Genomic DNA, 15058 nt, shown 5'->3' on the forward strand with positions numbered 1-15058 from the left:
CATCTCCCCAAATCAGTGGGACGTCACCTGCGTACGAGCCCTGAGGGCTGGTACGCAGGTGACGTCCCGGTGGTGACTCAAGCGCGAGGCTTCTCGCGCATCTCGAACGTCTCGATGACGTCGCCGACCTTGATGTCGTTGAAGCCCCTGAGCACGAGACCGCACTCGAAGCCTTCGCGGACCTCGGACACGTCGTCCTTCTCGCGCCGCAGGCTCGAGAAGTCCAGGTTGTCCGCCACGACGGTGCCGTCGCGGAGCAGGCGTGCCTTGGCGTTGCGCTTGATCGTGCCGCTGGTGACCATGCAACCGGCGATGTTGCCGATCTTGCTGGAGCGGAAGATGTCGCGGATCTCGGCGGTACCGAGCTGCGCCTCCTCGAACTCCGGCTTGAGCAGACCCTTGAGCGACGCCTCGATCTCCTCGATCGCGTTGTAGATGATCGAGTAGTACTTGATCTCGACACCCTCGCGGTCGGCCAGCTCCGTCGCCTTGCCCTGGGGGCGGACGTTGAAGCCGATGATCACGGCGTTGGACGCCGCAGCCAGCATGACGTTGGTCTCGGTGATCGCACCGACGCCGCGGTCGATGACGCGCAGGGCGACCTCGTCGCCGACGTCGATCTTGGCCAGTGCGTCCTCGAGCGCCTCGACCGAGCCCGATCCGTCGCCCTTCAGGATGAGCAGCAGCTCGTCGGTCTCGCCCTTCTCCATCGAGGACATGAAGTCCTCGAGGGTCCGGCGGCCCGTGCGCTGCGCGAGCAGTGCGTTGCGCTCACGCGCCTCGCGCTTCTCGGCGATCTGACGGGCCAGGCGGTCGTCGGCGACGACCATGAAGTTGTCGCCTGCACCGGGGACGGCCGTCAGACCGAGCACGAGTGCCGGCCGCGACGGGGTCGCCTCCTCGATGTTGTTGCCGAACTCGTCGAGCATCGCGCGGACACGACCGAACGCGGGGCCGGCGACGATCGAGTCGCCCACCTTGAGCGTTCCGCGGTGGACGAGCACCGTGGCGACCGGACCGCGACCGCGGTCCAGGTGCGCCTCGATGACCAGGCCCTCGGCGTTCTGCTTGGGGTTGGCGCGCAGGTCCAGCGATGCGTCAGCGGTCAGGATGACCGCCTCGAGCAGCGCGTCCAGACCTGTGCCGGCCTTGGCCGAGACGTCGACGAACATCGTGTCGCCGCCGTACTCCTCGGGCACGAGTCCGTACTCGGTCAGCTGGCCACGAGCCTTGGTCGGATCGGCGTCGGGCTTGTCGATCTTGTTGACCGCGACCACGATCGGGACGCCGGCGGCCTTGGCGTGGTTGAGCGCCTCGACCGTCTGCGGCATCACGCCGTCGTCCGCCGCGACCACGAGGATCGCGATGTCGGTCGCCTGGGCACCACGGGCACGCATGGCGGTGAACGCCTCGTGACCGGGGGTGTCGATCAGGGTGATGCGACGCTCGGTGCCGTCGACGTCAGTCGCGACCTGGTAGGCACCGATGGTCTGCGTGATGCCACCGGCCTCCTTGTCCACGACGTTGCTGCTGCGCAGCGCGTCGAGGAGCTTGGTCTTGCCGTGGTCGACGTGACCCATGACGGTGACGACCGGCGGACGCGGCGCGAGATCTTCCTCGGCACCCTCGTCCTCGCCGAACTCGATGTCGAACGACTCGAGCAGCTCGCGGTCCTCGTCCTCGGGCGAGATGACCTCGACGTTGTAGTTGAGCTCCTCACCGAGGAGCAGCAACGTCTCGTCGTTGGCCGACTGGGTCGCCGTGACGATCTCGCCCAGGTGGAACAGCACCTCGACGAGCGATGCCGAGTCGGCACCGATCTTGTCGGCGAAGTCGGCCAGCGAGGAGCCACGGGTCAGACGAACGGTCTCGCCATTGCCCTTGCGGACGCGGACGCCGCCGATCGCGGGCGCCTGCATCTGGTCGAATTCCTGACGCTTCGCGCGCTTGCTCTTGCGTCCACGACGCACCGGACCACCGGCGCGACCGAAGGCGCCCTGGGTGCCGCCGCGGGTGTTGCGACCGGCAGGACCGCCCGTACGGGGCGGGCCGCTGAAGCCGCCGCCACCGGGACGACCGGGTGCACCGCCGCCACCGCCGGGACGACCGGCGAAACCGCCGCCGCCACCGGGTGCGCCACGACCGGGTGCCCCACCGGGGCCGCCACGGCCCGGAGCGCCGGGGCGTCCGGGAGCGCCACGACCGGCCGACGGACCCGGGAGGCCCGACTGGCGCGGCATCATGGCCGGGTTGGGGCGCGGCATGCCGCCGCCACCACCGGCAGCCGGAGCGGCGCCGCCGCCACCCTCACGGGCAGCGGGGGGACGCGGGTGTTGCGCTGCATGCCCTGCGTGGACGAGAACGGGTTGTTGCCGGGGCGAGCGCCACCGGCGGACGGACGCGGTCCGGGCGTGGGGCCCGGGGTGCGTGTGGGTGCCTCGGGCGCCGGGGTGGCAGCAGCCGCGGGCGCGGCCGGGGCTGCAGGTGCAGCCGGGGCCTGCTTCGCGACGGGTGCCGGCTCGGGAGCCTTGCGGGGTCCGGGGACCGGGCCGGGACGCGCCGGGGCTGCAGGTGCAGCCGGAGCGGATGCCGGTGCCGCGGGGGCAGCGGGTGCGGCCGGAGCCGCAGGCGCAGCCGCCTCGGTCGGTGCAGCCGCGGGGGCAGGAGCCGCCTCGGCCTTCTTGGCGGGGGCCTTGCCACCGGACTTCTTCGCGCCCTGCGCACGCAGGGCCTCGCCGTGCTCCTCGTTGAGGCGCCGGACGACGGGTGCTTCTACGGTCGAGGAGGCCGACTTCACATACTCACCCATGTCTTTCAGGGTGTTGAGGACGACCTTGCTCTCGACGCCGAACTCTTTGGCGAGCTCGTGGACTCTGACAGCCACTTTTCTCCTTCAGGGGGGTCCGACCCCGAAGGAGGATCAGACCACTAGTTGACGAACGTGCTCATTGCGCAGTACTCATCGCGCAGTACTCATCGGCTGGTGCCGATCTGTGTGGTCATGAGCGGGCTCCGATTTCGTGTCATGGGAATCGTCGCGGGTGCGACGCCCGGGTGGTCGAGCTGATGTTTCATTGTTCCGCGACGACATCGGTCACTGCGCTGAGGTCCAGCGGCCCTTCTGCTCGAAGGGCCCGGCCGAACGCCTTGCGACGTGTCGCGAGCTCCAGGCACCGGGTCGTGGGGTGCAGGTGCGCCCCTCTCCCCGGAAGCGTTCCGCGCAGATCCGGTGTCACGACGACTGTCGTGGACTCCTGCACTGCGACGACTCGCACCAGAGTGGTCTTGTCCGCACGTTGCCTGCAACCGATGCACGTCCGGACGACCATGGCCAGTCTACCCGTTTCGCGAAGCGCTTGCGCCATCGGTCACGAGCCCGCCTGCGTGGGCGCCTCGGTGTCCGATCGGATGTCGATGCGCCACCCCGTGAGCTTGGCGGCAAGACGGGCGTTCTGGCCCTCCTTGCCGATCGCGAGCGAGAGCTGGAAGTCCGGGACGACCACCCGCGCCGAGCGTGTCGCGGCGTCCACGATCGTCACGCTCTTGACCTGGGACGGCGACAGGGCGTGTCCGATGAACTCCGCCGGGTCGTCGCTGTAGTCGACGATGTCGATCTTCTCGCCGTGCAGCTCGTGCATCACGTTGCGCACCCGCGAGCCCATGGGGCCGATGCACGCGCCCTTGGCGTTGATGCCGGGCGCGGTGGCGCGCACCGCGATCTTGGTGCGGTGACCCGCCTCGCGAGCGATCGCGACGATCTCGACCGAGCCGTCGGCGATCTCGGGGGCCTCCAGCGCGAACAGCAGCTTGACCAGGTTGGGGTGGGTGCGTGAGACCTTGACCCGCGGACCCCGCAGGCCCTTCTCGACGTCGTAGACGTACGCCTTGAGGCGCTCGCCGTGCGCGTACTTCTCCTCGGGCACCCGCTCGGTGGCGGTCAGGATCGCCTCGACGCGGCCGAGGTCGAGCATCACGTCCTGGGGGTTGCGACCCTGCTGGATCACACCCGAGACGATGTCGCCCACCTTCCCGGAGAACTCGCCGAACTTCGACTCGTCCTCGGCGTCGCGGATGCGCTGCATGATGAGCTGGCGGGCGATCGTGGCGGCGAACCGGCCGAAGTCCTCGGGGGTGTCGTCGAACTCCGCGGAGAACCTGACCTCCGGGCGGACCGGCTCCTCCCCCTCGGCGGGCTCGGGCGCCGGCGGCGTCTCCAGCCGCTCCTTCGCCCAGACCGTCACGTGCCCGTTCTTGCGGTTGAGCTCGACCCGCGCGTGCGGGTGGGCCGCGCCGGTCTTGTGGTACGCCGAGAGCAGCGCCGTCTCGATCGCCTCGCAGATCGCCTCGAACGGGATCTGCTTCTCCTGCTCGAGAGAGCGCAGAGCGGCCATGTCGATGTCCATCAGGCGTCCTTCGGGTTGAGCTCGATCTGCACGAGCGCTGAGGTGATCTGGTCGTACAGGTAGCGGGTCGTGGTCCTGCCCACGATCTCGACGCCCTCGTCGTCGGACGCGCCGATGCGACCGTCGACCGAGGTGTCGTCCGCGAGACGCAGGCGGACCAGGCGCCCCGCGTTGCGACGCCAGTGGCGCGGCAGCGTGAGCGGGCGGTCGACGCCGCGTGATGTCACCTCGAGCGTGTAGGGCTCGTCGCCCATCACGTCGCTTGCGTCGAGGACCTCCGAGAGGGCGCGCGTGGCGTCGGTGATGTGGTCGATGCCCACACCGCCGTCCCGGTCCACCGCGATGCGGAGGACGCGCTTCCTGCCGGCCGGCGTCAGCTCCACTGCCTCGAGATCGAGGCCGAGCGACGACACGGTGGTCTCGACGAGGGTCTCCAGACTGTCCGTCATGGATGGTCCTCCGTCTTCTGTTGTGGACACCGCGTTCAGTGTCCGCACCACCTTACCGAACCGGCGCGGCTCCTCCCGCCATCCGACGACCCAGCACGTCTGCCGAGCTCGCTCGCGGGCGGACGTTAACCTGCCATGGTGATCAGCCGACGCGTCCTTCTGGGGACGGGAGCCGCCGTGGCGGGTGGAGCGGCTCTCGTGGGTGTCGCGCATGTCACGCACGTGCTGGACGATGCGGCCGACCTCGTCGGGCTCGACCCCAAGCCCGAGCCGGACCCCGAGGACGACCGCTTGGTGCGGCGCGCCGCGTCGGGCGCCGCGACCCTCCTGGCCATGGTGGAGGCGACGGCCGCCACGCACCGGTCCCTGGCCCTGGCCCCCTTCGAGGCGCTGGTGCGCGAGCAGCTGGCAGCTGTCGGCGGGACGACCGCGGCGACGGACGTCGCCGCCCCTCCTGCAGGGGCCGGGGCCGCGCTCGCGCAGCTGGAGAAGGCCTTCCGCGCCGCGGCCAAGGCCCGGGCCGCCGACGCGCTGCGGTCCTTCTCCCCCGACCTCACCCGGGTGCTCGCCTCGATGTCCGCAGGCCTCGCCCAGGGCGCCCGCGGGCTCGGTGACCTGCGATGATCGCCATCGAGGACCTGCAGACGTGGCTCGCGCTCGAGCACGAGGCGGTGTGGCTCTACCCGGTCATCGGTGCCCGCTTCGCCGATCTACGGCCCCGCGCCTCCACGGCGTTCCGGACACACCGCGACACCCGCGACGCGCTGGAGCGCCGCATCCGGGTGGCCGGCGAGGACCCGGTGGCGAACCGGCTGACGTACGACGTGGGACCGGTCGACACCGAGCGGCGGGCGCTGCGGGCCGCCCGCCGCCTCGAGGCACGGATCAGCGCCGCGTGCCTGGCGCTGGCCGGGGCGTCCGAGGGCGACCTGCGGGCGTACGCGATCAGGAACCTCACCCGCGCGGCCCTGGCCGAGCTCACCTGGGGCGCGAGACCGCAGGCCTTCCCCGGTCTCCCCTGACCCCCACCCCGCCCCGCCCCGCCCAGATTTGCGGAGTCATGCACCTTTTCGCGGGCAAATTTCGTGCAGGAGCCCGCAAATCTGGGCGGGGGTGGGGCGGGGTGGGGGTGGGTCAGCCGCGCAGGTGTGCGATCAGGTCGGCGAGCGGGACGTCGGTGCGCTCGCCCGTGGCCCGGTCCTTGACCTCGACCACGCCGTCGACGAAGCCCTTGCCCACGACCACGATCGTCGGGACGCCGATCAGCTCGGCGTCCTTGAACTTCACACCGGGTGACACCTTGCCCAGGCGGTCGTCGAACAGCACGTCGAAGCCCTCCCCGATCAGGTCGTCGTAGACCTGCTCGGCGCCTGCGACGACGGTCTCGTCCTTGCCGGCGACGATCAGGTGCACGTCGAAGGGGGCGAGCTCCTTGGGCCACACGAGGCCCGCGTCGTCGTGCGCGTACTCCGCGACCGCGGCGACCGCGCGCGAGACGCCCACGCCGTACGACCCCATCGTGACGGTCACGAGCTTGCCGTTCTCGTCGAGCACCTTGAGGTCGAGCACCTCGGCGTACTTGCGACCGAGCTGGAAGATGTGACCCATCTCGATGCCCCGCGCGAGCTCCAGCGGGCCCGAGCCGTCGGGGGCGGGATCGCCCGCGCGCACCTCGGCGGCCTCGATCGTGCCGTCGGAGGTGAAGTCCCGCCCGGCGACCAGGTCGATGACGTGCGAGCCCTGGATGTTGGCGCCGGTGACCCAGCGGGTGCCCGTGACGACACGCGGATCGGTCAGGTAGCGGATGCCGGTGTCGCTCTCGGTGCCCAGCGCGGCGGGGCCGATGTAGCCCTTCACCAGGCCGGGATGGGCGGCGAACTCCGCCTCGCCGAACGGCTCGACCTCGGCGGGCGAGACCTGCGCCTCGAGCCGCTTGGCGTCCACCTCGCGGTCACCGGGTACGCCGATCGCCAACGGCTCGCGCGTGCCGTCGGGGTGGCGCAGCATGACCAGCACGTTCTTGAGCGTGTCGGCCGCCTCCCAGGGGCGGTCGTCGCGCGGGAACGCCTCGTTGAGGTGCGCGACCAGCGTCTCGATCGTGGGCGTGTCGGGGGTCTGCTCGGCGTGTGCGGCGGGCGCGTCGTCGTACGGCAGCGGATCAGGCGCGATCGTCGTGACGGCCTCGACGTTGGCCGCGTAGCCGCCCGGGGAGCGGACGAAGGTGTCCTCTCCCGTGGGCGACACCGCGAGGAACTCCTCGCTGGCCGAGCCTCCCATCGCGCCGGAGTCGGCGTGGACGATCGCGTACTCGAAGCCCAGCCGGTCGAAGATGCGGACGTACGCCGCGCGGTGCGCGCGGTAGGACTCCTCGAGCCCCGCGTCGTCGATGTCGAAGGAGTAGGAGTCCTTCATGATGAACTCGCGTCCGCGCAGGATGCCGGCGCGGGGACGCGCCTCGTCGCGGTACTTGGTCTGGATCTGGTAGAGGCTCAGCGGCAGGTCCTTGTAGGAGGAGTAGAGGTCCTTGACCAGCAGCGTGAACATCTCCTCGTGCGTCGGGCCGAGGAGCATGTCGTTGCCCTTGCGGTCCGCGAGGCGGAAGAGGTTGGGCCCGTACTCGGTCCACCGGTTGCTCGCCTCGTAGGGCTCCCGCGGCAGCAGCGACGGGAAGCGCACCTCCTGCGCGCCGATCGCGTCCATCTCCTCGCGGACGATGCGCTCGACGTTGGCCAGGACCTTCAGCCCGAGCGGGAGCCACGAGTAGATGCCCGGTGCCACGCGGCGGACGTAGCCCGCACGCACCAGGAGCTTGTGGCTCGGCACCTCGGCATCGGCGGGATCGTCGCGGAGAGTTCGCAGGAAGAGCCGGGACATACGCATGTCCCGAGCCTATCGTTCTAGGACCTCGCGGCCTTCAGCGCGATGCGGATCATCGGGGCCTGCAGGGGCAACCGCGCGATCGTGCCGATCGTGAACCAGGTCGGCGTCCTCTTGCTGCGCACGGCGTCCAGGGTCATCTGGACGTTCGCGGGGAACACCGCCGCGAGCAGGCCCACCGCGCCCAGCCCGCCGAGGCGGCGCGTGCCCGGGTTGAGCATCATCGCGCCGAGCGCGATCTCCGCGGCGCCCGAGGCCAGCACGAGCTGCTTCTTGGCCGGCAGCGGCTTCGGCACGATGCGCTCGAACGGCCGGGGCCTGACGAAGTGCAGGATCCCGATGCCGACGAATGCGCCGGCCATGACCTCGATGTCGCGTCTCATGCGCGCAGCGTAGCCGTCGTCAGAGCAGGATCGAGGCGAACGTGGTGGTCTGCTCGAAGCCCGCCCGCTCGTACGCCCGTCGGGCCGGCGTGTTGTGGTCGTTGACGTACAGCGTCACGACCGGCGCGATGGTGCGGCGGACCTGGTTGACGACCGCGGAGATCGCGGGTCCGGCGATGCCGCGGCCCCGCAGGTCGGGGTGGACGTAGACGCCCTGGAGCTGGCACGCGTACGGGGTCGCGGCCCCGACCTCGGTCTTGAAGATGACCTGGCCGTCCTCGATGATCGCGAACGACCAGCCCTGCGAGATCAGCTGGGCTACCCGAGCCCGGTAGCCGCTGCGGCTGCTCGCCTCGGGGTCGACGCCGACCTCCTCGGTGAACATCGCGACGCACGCGGGATAGACCGTGTCGAACTCGTCCATGACGACCGGGCGCACCCGCGGATCGGGACGCAGCCGGCTGTCGCGGTCGATGACCATGAACGGCTGGTCCAGGCGGGGCGAGCGGGCCGGGCCCCAGCGAGGCTCGAGCAGCTCCCACAGGGGCAGGACGGCCGAGCGCAGGCCAACGACGGACGAAGGGCGGATGTTGTCGGTGAGGACCCGCTCGGCGAACGCCTCGATCGCGCGCCGTGTCGCCTCGACCGGGACGAGGTTGGTGCCCGCGTGGCAGGCCGAGACGAGCACGTCGTCCTCGAAGTAGCCCCAGACCTGGCCGCCGAGCCAGCGGGTCTGCAGCCCGGTCGCGTCGACGCGGTTGCGGACGAACAGATTGGCCAGTCGGTCGCGGTCCAGCAGCGCTCGCAGCTCCGGCAGGTCGTCGGGCGTCAGAGCGCGAACCTGTGTCGTCGTCCTCAGCACTGCGCCTCCCATGGTGGTGGAACCAGCCTACGACGAGCGCCGGTCCCCAGCACGACCGGCGCCTCGTCATGCCGGACGAATCCCGCGTCCACCGCTAGCGTCCCCTACAGCAGCACGCCAGGACGCACGATGAGCGGGGGGCCATGAGGGGCAAGCGGCACACAGGATGGTGCGTGACGACCGCGCTGACGCTCCTGCTGCTCGGGGGTTGTGGCGGCTCGGACGAGCTGTCGGCGGCGTCGACGTACACCGACGCGATCGTCGGTCGGGGCGCCCAGCCGCTGGGGCCCGTCATCAAGGACCTGGTGACGAAGGAGGTCTACGACTTCATCGTGCCGGCCGACACGAAGGCCATCGTGGATGCGGGACTCCAGTACGTCGGGCAGGTCACGATCAAGCCGTCGAGCGTCACGATCACGGGCGACAAGGCCCTCGTGAAGGGGTGCCAGGACAGCTCCGAGGCCTTCCTGGTCACGAAGGGCCGGACCGCGCCGGACGCCGACGCGAAGCCGTTGCCGTCGACGACGATCTCCTTCGGCCTGGTGCGCAGGGACGGGCGATGGATCGTCTCGGACCCCGGGGCCGCGGACGCGAAGGCGTGCTGACGCGGTCGAGGAGGGAACCTCTGGTCGTCAGCTGATGCTGACGGCCGGAGAGCCGCCCTCGACCGGCTCCATGCCCTCGGCGAGGCGCATGGCCTCCTCGATCAGCGTCTCGACGATCTTGGACTCCGGGACGGTCTTGATGACCTCGCCCTTGACGAAGATCTGGCCCTTGCCGTTGCCGCTCGCGACCCCCAGGTCGGCCTCGCGTGCCTCGCCGGGACCGTTCACGACGCATCCCATGACCGCGACGCGCAGCGGCACCTCGAGGCCCTCGAGCCCCGCGGTCACCTGCTCGGCCAGCGTGTAGACGTCGACCTGGGCGCGGCCGCACGAGGGGCACGACACGATCTCGAGCTTGCGCTCGCGCAGGTTGAGCGACTGCAGGATCTGGATGCCGACCTTGACCTCCTCGACCGGCGGCGCCGAGAGCGACACCCGGATCGTGTCGCCGATGCCCTTGCCCAGCAGGTAGCCGAACGCCGTGGCGCTCTTGATCGTGCCCTGGAACGCCGGACCGGCCTCGGTCACGCCGAGGTGCAGGGGCCAGTCCCCGCGCTCCGCGAGCATCTCGTACGCCTGCGCCATGATGACCGGATCGTTGTGCTTGACCGAGATCTTGAAGTCGTGGAAGTCGTGCTCCTCGAACAGCGACGCCTCCCAGACCGCGGACTCGACGAGCGCCTCGGGCGTGGCCCGGCCGTACTTGTCGAAGATGCGCTTGTCGAGCGAGCCGGCGTTGACGCCGATGCGGATCGAGACGCCTGCGTCCTTGGCCGCACGGGCGATCGCCCCGACCTGGTCGTCGAACTTGCGGATGTTGCCGGGGTTGACGCGCACCGCGGCACAGCCGGCGTCGATCGCGGCGAACACGTACTTGGGCTGGAAGTGGATGTCGGCGATGACCGGGATGTTGGAGTGCCGGGCGATCTCGGGCAGCGCATCGGCGTCGTCCTGGCTGGGGCACGCGACCCGGACGATGTCGCAGCCGGCGGCCGTGAGCTCGGCGATCTGCTGCAGCGTCGTGTTGACGTCCGACGTCAGGGTCGTGGTCATCGACTGCACCGAGACGGGGGCGTCTCCGCCCACGTCGACGCTGCCGACCTTGATCTTGCGCGAGCGGCGCCGCGGCGCGAGGACGGGCGGCGGCATCGCGGGAAGGCCGAGATCTGTCATGACAGGCTCACAGGGTTGACGATGTCGGCGTAGATCAGGATCACGCTCATCAGCATAAGGAGGGCACCCACGCCGTACGCGACGGGCAGCATCTTGGCCACGTCGACGAAGCCCGGATCGGGACGTCCTCGCAGCTTCGCGATGCCCCGGCGGATCGCCTCCCACAGCGCACCGGCGATGTGACCGCCGTCCAGCGGCAGCAGCGGGATGAAGTTGAACATCGCGAGGAACAGGTTGAGCCCGGCGAGCAGGACCAGGACGCGCTGGGCCCGCTCGGACCACGTCGGGTCGTCGATCGTGAACGACTCCCCCGCGACCCGGCTCGCACCGACCACGCTGATCGGCCCCTCGGCGTCCCGCTCGGCACCGAATGCGGCCTTGGTGACGTCGACCATGCGCGACGGCAGGTGCCAGATCGCCTTGGCCGTGCCCACGACGTAGTCGCCCATGACGTCCACGACGTAGCCCGGACCCTTGCGGTCCATCTGCTCGGTCGGCGAGACACCGAGGAAGCCGACCTCGACGGTCTTGGTCGGGTCGTCGAGATCCGCACGTGCCAGCACCGAGGTGCTCACCGTCGCCGACATGTCGCGTCCGTCGCGCTCCCAGTCGATCGTCGCGCGGTCCGCGCCGTTGCTGCGGATGAGCCTGGACAACGTCTCCCACGAGTCGACACGAGTGCCGTTGAACGCGGTGATCGTGTCGCCCGGCTGCAGGCCGGCCTTGCTGGCGGGGGTCTCGGGATCGGACGGCTTGCACGTGCGCCCGGCCTCGGTGTCGCTGATCGCGCAGTCCGACACCGTCTGCACCGTCGTGGTGGGCGTGAGCGCGCCGAAGCCCATGAAGACGACCGCGAACAGGATCACCGCGATGATGATGTTGACGATGGGCCCGCCGGACATCACGATGAGCTTCTGCCACCACGGCTTGCGATAGAAGAGCCGGTCGAGGTCCTTGTCCTCGACGTGCTCGTACTCCGCCTCACGGGCGTCGGAGATGAGCTGGGTGAACATGCCGGTGTTGGTCTTGCGGACCTCGTGCGGGTCGTCGCCCTTGGCGGGCGGCAGCATGCCGACCAGCTTGACGTAGCCGCCGAGCGGGATCGACTTGATGCCGAACTCGGTCTCGCCTCGCTTGGTCGACCAGACCGTGTTGCCGAAGCCCACGAAGAACTGGGTGACCTTGATGCCGAACTTCTTGGCCGGGTACATGTGCCCGAGCTCGTGCAGCGCGATCGACAGCACGACGCCGAGCACGAACACCACCACGCCGAGGGTGTAGATCAGGGCGTTCATCGTTTCTCCACGAGGTTCGTGGCCCGCTCGCGAGCCCATGTGTCGGCCCCGAGCACGCCGTCGAGGGTCATCTCCTGGTGGGCGACGTCCGGGTCCGTGAGGTGCTCATCGAGGACTGCGCCCACTGTGTCCACTATGCCGAGGAAGTCCAAGTGCCCGTGGACGAATGCGTCGACGCAGACCTCGTTGGCGGCGTTGAAGACCGCCGGCCCCGTACGCCCGAACGTCCCGGCGCGGCGGGCGAGACCCACGGCCGGGAAGGCCTCCTCGTCGAGCGGGAAGAACTCCCACGTCGCGGGCCGCGACCAGTCGCACCCTGCTGCGGCGCCGGGGACCCTCTCGGGCCAGGCCAGGCCGAGCGCGATCGGCAGCTTCATGTCCGGCGGGGACGCCTGGACCATCGTCGCGCCGTCGACGAACTCGACCATCGAGTGCACGATCGACGGCGGGTGGACCACGACCTCGATCCGGTCGAAGCCGATGCCGAACAACAGGTGGGCCTCGATGACCTCGAGCCCCTTGTTGACCAGGGTCGCGGAGTTGATCGTGATGACCGGGCCCATGTCCCACGTGGGGTGGGCCATGGCCTGCTCGGGCGTGACGTCCGCGAGCTCTCGGCGCGTACGCCCGCGGAACGGCCCACCGCTCGCGGTGACGATCAGCTTGCGGACGTCCTCGGGCCGTTCGCCTCGCATCGCCTGCGCGAGGGCCGAGTGCTCGGAGTCGACCGGCACGAGCTGGCCGGGCGCCGCGGCGCGCGTCACGAGCTCGCCGCCGATGATGAGCGACTCCTTGTTGGCCAGGGCCAGGGTCACGCCGGTCTCGAGTGCCGCGAGGGTCGGCAGCAGGCCCACCGCCCCGGTCATGCCGTTGAGCACGACGTCGCACGGCGTGCGGGCGACGTCGCACGCGGCGTCGGGGCCCACGATCAGGCGCGGGATGCGGTGGTCGCCGTGGGCGTACCCGCGCCGCTGCGCCTCGGCATAGAGAGCGAGCTGCACGTCCTCGGCCGCGCTGCCTCGCGCGACCGCGACGAGCGGCACGTCGAAGGCGATGGCCTGCTCGGCCAGGAGCCGCGGATTGGCGCCACCGGCGGCCAGCGCGACCACCTCGAACCGGTCGGGATTGGCGGCGATGACCTCGAGGGCCTGGGTACCGATCGAGCCGGTCGAGCCGAGGATGGCGACACGCTTGCGCATGTCGCCATCCTCCCGCACCTCGCGGCCGGCGGCCTACTTGACCTCGGTCGTGAGCACCCGGCGCAGGCCGATCGCCCCCGGGATGCCGATCCACAGCAGGAGCGTGAGCGCGAACTGGGCGTACTGCAGGACCCCGACGTCGACCGGGTCGCCGGCGAAGTCCTCGCCCGAGATCAGCGGGTTGGCCGCGTAGTTGAAGTCGACCCACGGGATGAGGTCCTTGGCCCAGTCGAAGGCGAAGAACAGTGGCGGGTAGACCATGAACGGCAGCAGCAGCGCGAAGATGTAGAACACCACGATCGTGCCGGGCGAGCTCAGGAACACCATCGACAGCGCGAACGCCATCAGGAAGTACGCGAGCTGCAGCACAACGGTCCAGGCGATGTTGCTGGCGTCGAGGTTCCACATGACGTCGTACCCGCCGATGGCCGCACCGACCACGTTGGCGATCGCACCCAGGACCAGGGCCAGCACGATCGTGCCGACCGCGAGCACCAGGACGCTGACCAGCTTGGCGCCGATGACCCGACCCCGGCGCGGCTCGAGCGTGAAGAGGGACAGGTGGCTGCGCTGTCCCCACTCGCTGGTGACCGTCACGATCGCGAAGACCGGGAGCAGGATCGACAGCGGGATCGTCAGGACCGACGAGAAGTCGCTGGCGGTGAGACTCGTGCCCTCGTCGAGGGCGACGACCAGCAGGGTGATGCCGACGGTCAGGGCCAGCAGGATGCCGGTCGAGAGCATCAGCCAGAAGCCGGACCTGGTGTCGAACATCTTGCGGATCTCGACCCGGACCAGGCGCCCGAACGGGATCTCCGGCCGCGTCGTGTCAATGGTGACGACTGCGCTGCTCATGACTGGACTCCTTCGGGGGTGATGACATCGCGCTGCGTGTCACCGGTGAGCTCGAGGAACATCTCTTCCAGACCGGCGCCTTCGGCCCTGCGCAGCTCCACGAGAGCGACGCCCCCAGCGGCAGCCGCCTTGCCCACCAGCTCCGCCGGGGCCTCGGTGCGCAACCCGCCGTCCCCGGATGGCTTGGACTCGATCCCGGCCGTCGTCAGCGCGTTCGCGAGACCGGACATGTCGCCGGCCTTCACGAAGGTGCCGGCGTTCTTGAGCAGCTCGTCCTTGGTGCCCTGGGCCACGATCTTGCCGTGCCCGATCACGATGATCTCGTCGGCGATGATCTCGATCTCGTGCAACAGGTGCGACGAGAGCAGCACCGTGCCGCCGCGGTTGGCGTACTCACGCAGGAGAGCGCGCATCCAGTGGATGCCCGCCGGGTCGAGACCGTTCGCCGGCTCGTCCAGGATCAGGATCTTGGGATCCCCGAGCAGGGCGTTCGCGATGCCGAGACGCTGGCGCATGCCGAGCGAGTAGTTGCGCACGCGGCGCTTGGACTCGTCCTTGGTGAGGCTCACCAGGTCGAGCATCTCGTCGACACGTGACGTCGGCAGGCCCATCGTGAGCGCGCTCAGGGTGAGGATCTCGCGGCCCGTGCGGCCCGCGTGCTGGGCGGAGGCGTCCAGCAGGACGCCGACCTGCGTGCCGGGGTTGGGGATGTCGTGGTAGTCCACGCCGTCGACTGTCGCTGTGCCGGAGGTGGCCCGGGTCAGGCCCGCGATGATACGCATGGTCGTGGACTTGCCGGCACCGTTGGGGCCGAGGAAACCGGTCACGGCGCCGGGGCGGCACGTGAAGGACACATCGTCGACGGCACGATAGCCGCCATAGGTCTTGGTGAGTCGGTCGACTGTGATCATGGCCCCTACTCTGGCTCATCCCGGACCGCGAGTCATCCACCTCCGG

Annotated in this window: 14 protein-coding genes and 1 pseudogene; 3 read left to right on the top strand and 12 right to left on the bottom strand. The window is 70.0% G+C overall.

Translation table 11 applies throughout. From position 1 onward, the window contains the following. Positions 1-77: 77 nt before the first annotated feature. From infB to rimP, 4 genes and pseudogenes are all read right to left on the bottom strand, one after another. Positions 78-2884 (bottom strand): annotated as a pseudogene (infB, locus tag GEV26_RS11480) (translation initiation factor IF-2). 187 nt (positions 2885-3071) lie between these two features. Further along, on the bottom strand, positions 3072-3365 hold the full coding sequence (locus tag GEV26_RS11485) for a YlxR family protein (RefSeq protein WP_341769338.1): 294 nt from the start codon (positions 3363-3365) through the stop codon (positions 3072-3074). A 3-nt stretch (positions 3366-3368) separates the two neighbouring features. Beyond that, positions 3369-4403: a transcription termination factor NusA gene (gene nusA / locus GEV26_RS11490; RefSeq protein WP_153653204.1), complete on the bottom strand. Its 1035-nt coding sequence runs from the start codon at positions 4401-4403 to the stop codon at positions 3369-3371. Next, positions 4403-4852 carry a ribosome maturation factor RimP gene (rimP, locus tag GEV26_RS11495; RefSeq protein WP_153653205.1) on the bottom strand — a complete coding sequence of 150 codons (450 nt, stop codon included), beginning with the start codon at positions 4850-4852 and terminating at the stop codon, positions 4403-4405. The genes nusA and rimP overlap by 1 nt, the downstream gene beginning before the upstream one ends. A gap of 138 nt (positions 4853-4990) precedes the next feature. Here rimP and GEV26_RS11500 point away from each other — a divergent pair, with 138 nt between their 5' ends. Together GEV26_RS11500 and GEV26_RS11505 are read left to right on the top strand one after the other, a co-directional pair. Next, complete coding sequence (locus GEV26_RS11500) at positions 4991-5476, top strand: hypothetical protein (protein ID WP_153653206.1); 486 nt, start codon at positions 4991-4993, stop codon at positions 5474-5476. After that, positions 5473-5874: a DUF4439 domain-containing protein gene (locus GEV26_RS11505; RefSeq protein ID WP_153653207.1), complete on the top strand. Its 402-nt coding sequence runs from the start codon at positions 5473-5475 to the stop codon at positions 5872-5874. Before GEV26_RS11500 ends, GEV26_RS11505 begins: the two co-directional genes overlap by 4 nt. A gap of 112 nt (positions 5875-5986) precedes the next feature. On the opposite strand, the gene GEV26_RS11510 is transcribed toward GEV26_RS11505, so the two are convergent. The 3 genes from GEV26_RS11510 to GEV26_RS11520 are packed head-to-tail and all read right to left on the bottom strand — an operon-like array spanning position 5987 to position 8986. Continuing rightward, on the bottom strand, positions 5987-7726 hold the full coding sequence (locus GEV26_RS11510) for a proline--tRNA ligase (protein WP_194840024.1): 1740 nt from the start codon (positions 7724-7726) through the stop codon (positions 5987-5989). 23 nt (positions 7727-7749) lie between these two features. After that, the gene (locus GEV26_RS11515) at positions 7750-8112 is read right to left on the bottom strand and encodes a DoxX family protein (protein WP_153653209.1); all 363 of its coding nucleotides are present in this window, start codon (positions 8110-8112) and stop codon (positions 7750-7752) included. 19 nt (positions 8113-8131) lie between these two features. After that, positions 8132-8986: a GNAT family N-acetyltransferase gene (locus GEV26_RS11520; RefSeq protein ID WP_153653210.1), complete on the bottom strand. Its 855-nt coding sequence runs from the start codon at positions 8984-8986 to the stop codon at positions 8132-8134. Between the two features lie 161 nt (positions 8987-9147). Here GEV26_RS11520 and GEV26_RS11525 point away from each other — a divergent pair, with 161 nt between their 5' ends. Further along, complete coding sequence (locus GEV26_RS11525) at positions 9148-9579, top strand: hypothetical protein (protein ID WP_153653211.1); 432 nt, start codon at positions 9148-9150, stop codon at positions 9577-9579. Between the two features lie 27 nt (positions 9580-9606). On the opposite strand, the gene ispG is transcribed toward GEV26_RS11525, so the two are convergent. The 5 genes from ispG to GEV26_RS11550 are packed head-to-tail and all read right to left on the bottom strand — an operon-like array spanning position 9607 to position 15012. Next, a complete protein-coding gene (ispG, locus tag GEV26_RS11530; protein WP_153653212.1) occupies positions 9607-10752 on the bottom strand; it encodes a flavodoxin-dependent (E)-4-hydroxy-3-methylbut-2-enyl-diphosphate synthase in 1146 nt (381 codons plus the stop codon). Continuing rightward, positions 10749-12047 (bottom strand): M50 family metallopeptidase, encoded by a 1299-nt coding sequence (locus tag GEV26_RS11535; protein ID WP_153653213.1) that lies wholly within the window; start codon positions 12045-12047, stop codon positions 10749-10751. The genes ispG and GEV26_RS11535 overlap by 4 nt, the downstream gene beginning before the upstream one ends. Further along, entirely contained in the window at positions 12044-13246 is a 1203-nt protein-coding gene (gene dxr / locus GEV26_RS11540; RefSeq protein WP_153653214.1) for a 1-deoxy-D-xylulose-5-phosphate reductoisomerase, read from the bottom strand. Before dxr ends, GEV26_RS11535 begins: the two co-directional genes overlap by 4 nt. Before the next feature lie 33 nt (positions 13247-13279). Then, entirely contained in the window at positions 13280-14101 is an 822-nt protein-coding gene (locus tag GEV26_RS11545) for an ABC transporter permease (RefSeq protein ID WP_153653215.1), read from the bottom strand. Next, positions 14098-15012, bottom strand: a complete 915-nt coding sequence (locus GEV26_RS11550; RefSeq protein WP_153653216.1) for an ABC transporter ATP-binding protein — start codon at positions 15010-15012, stop codon at positions 14098-14100. Before GEV26_RS11550 ends, GEV26_RS11545 begins: the two co-directional genes overlap by 4 nt. Positions 15013-15058 lie beyond the last annotated feature (46 nt).

The sequence above is a fragment of the Aeromicrobium yanjiei genome (assembly GCF_009649075.1).
Classification (GTDB): domain Bacteria; phylum Actinomycetota; class Actinomycetes; order Propionibacteriales; family Nocardioidaceae; genus Aeromicrobium; species Aeromicrobium yanjiei.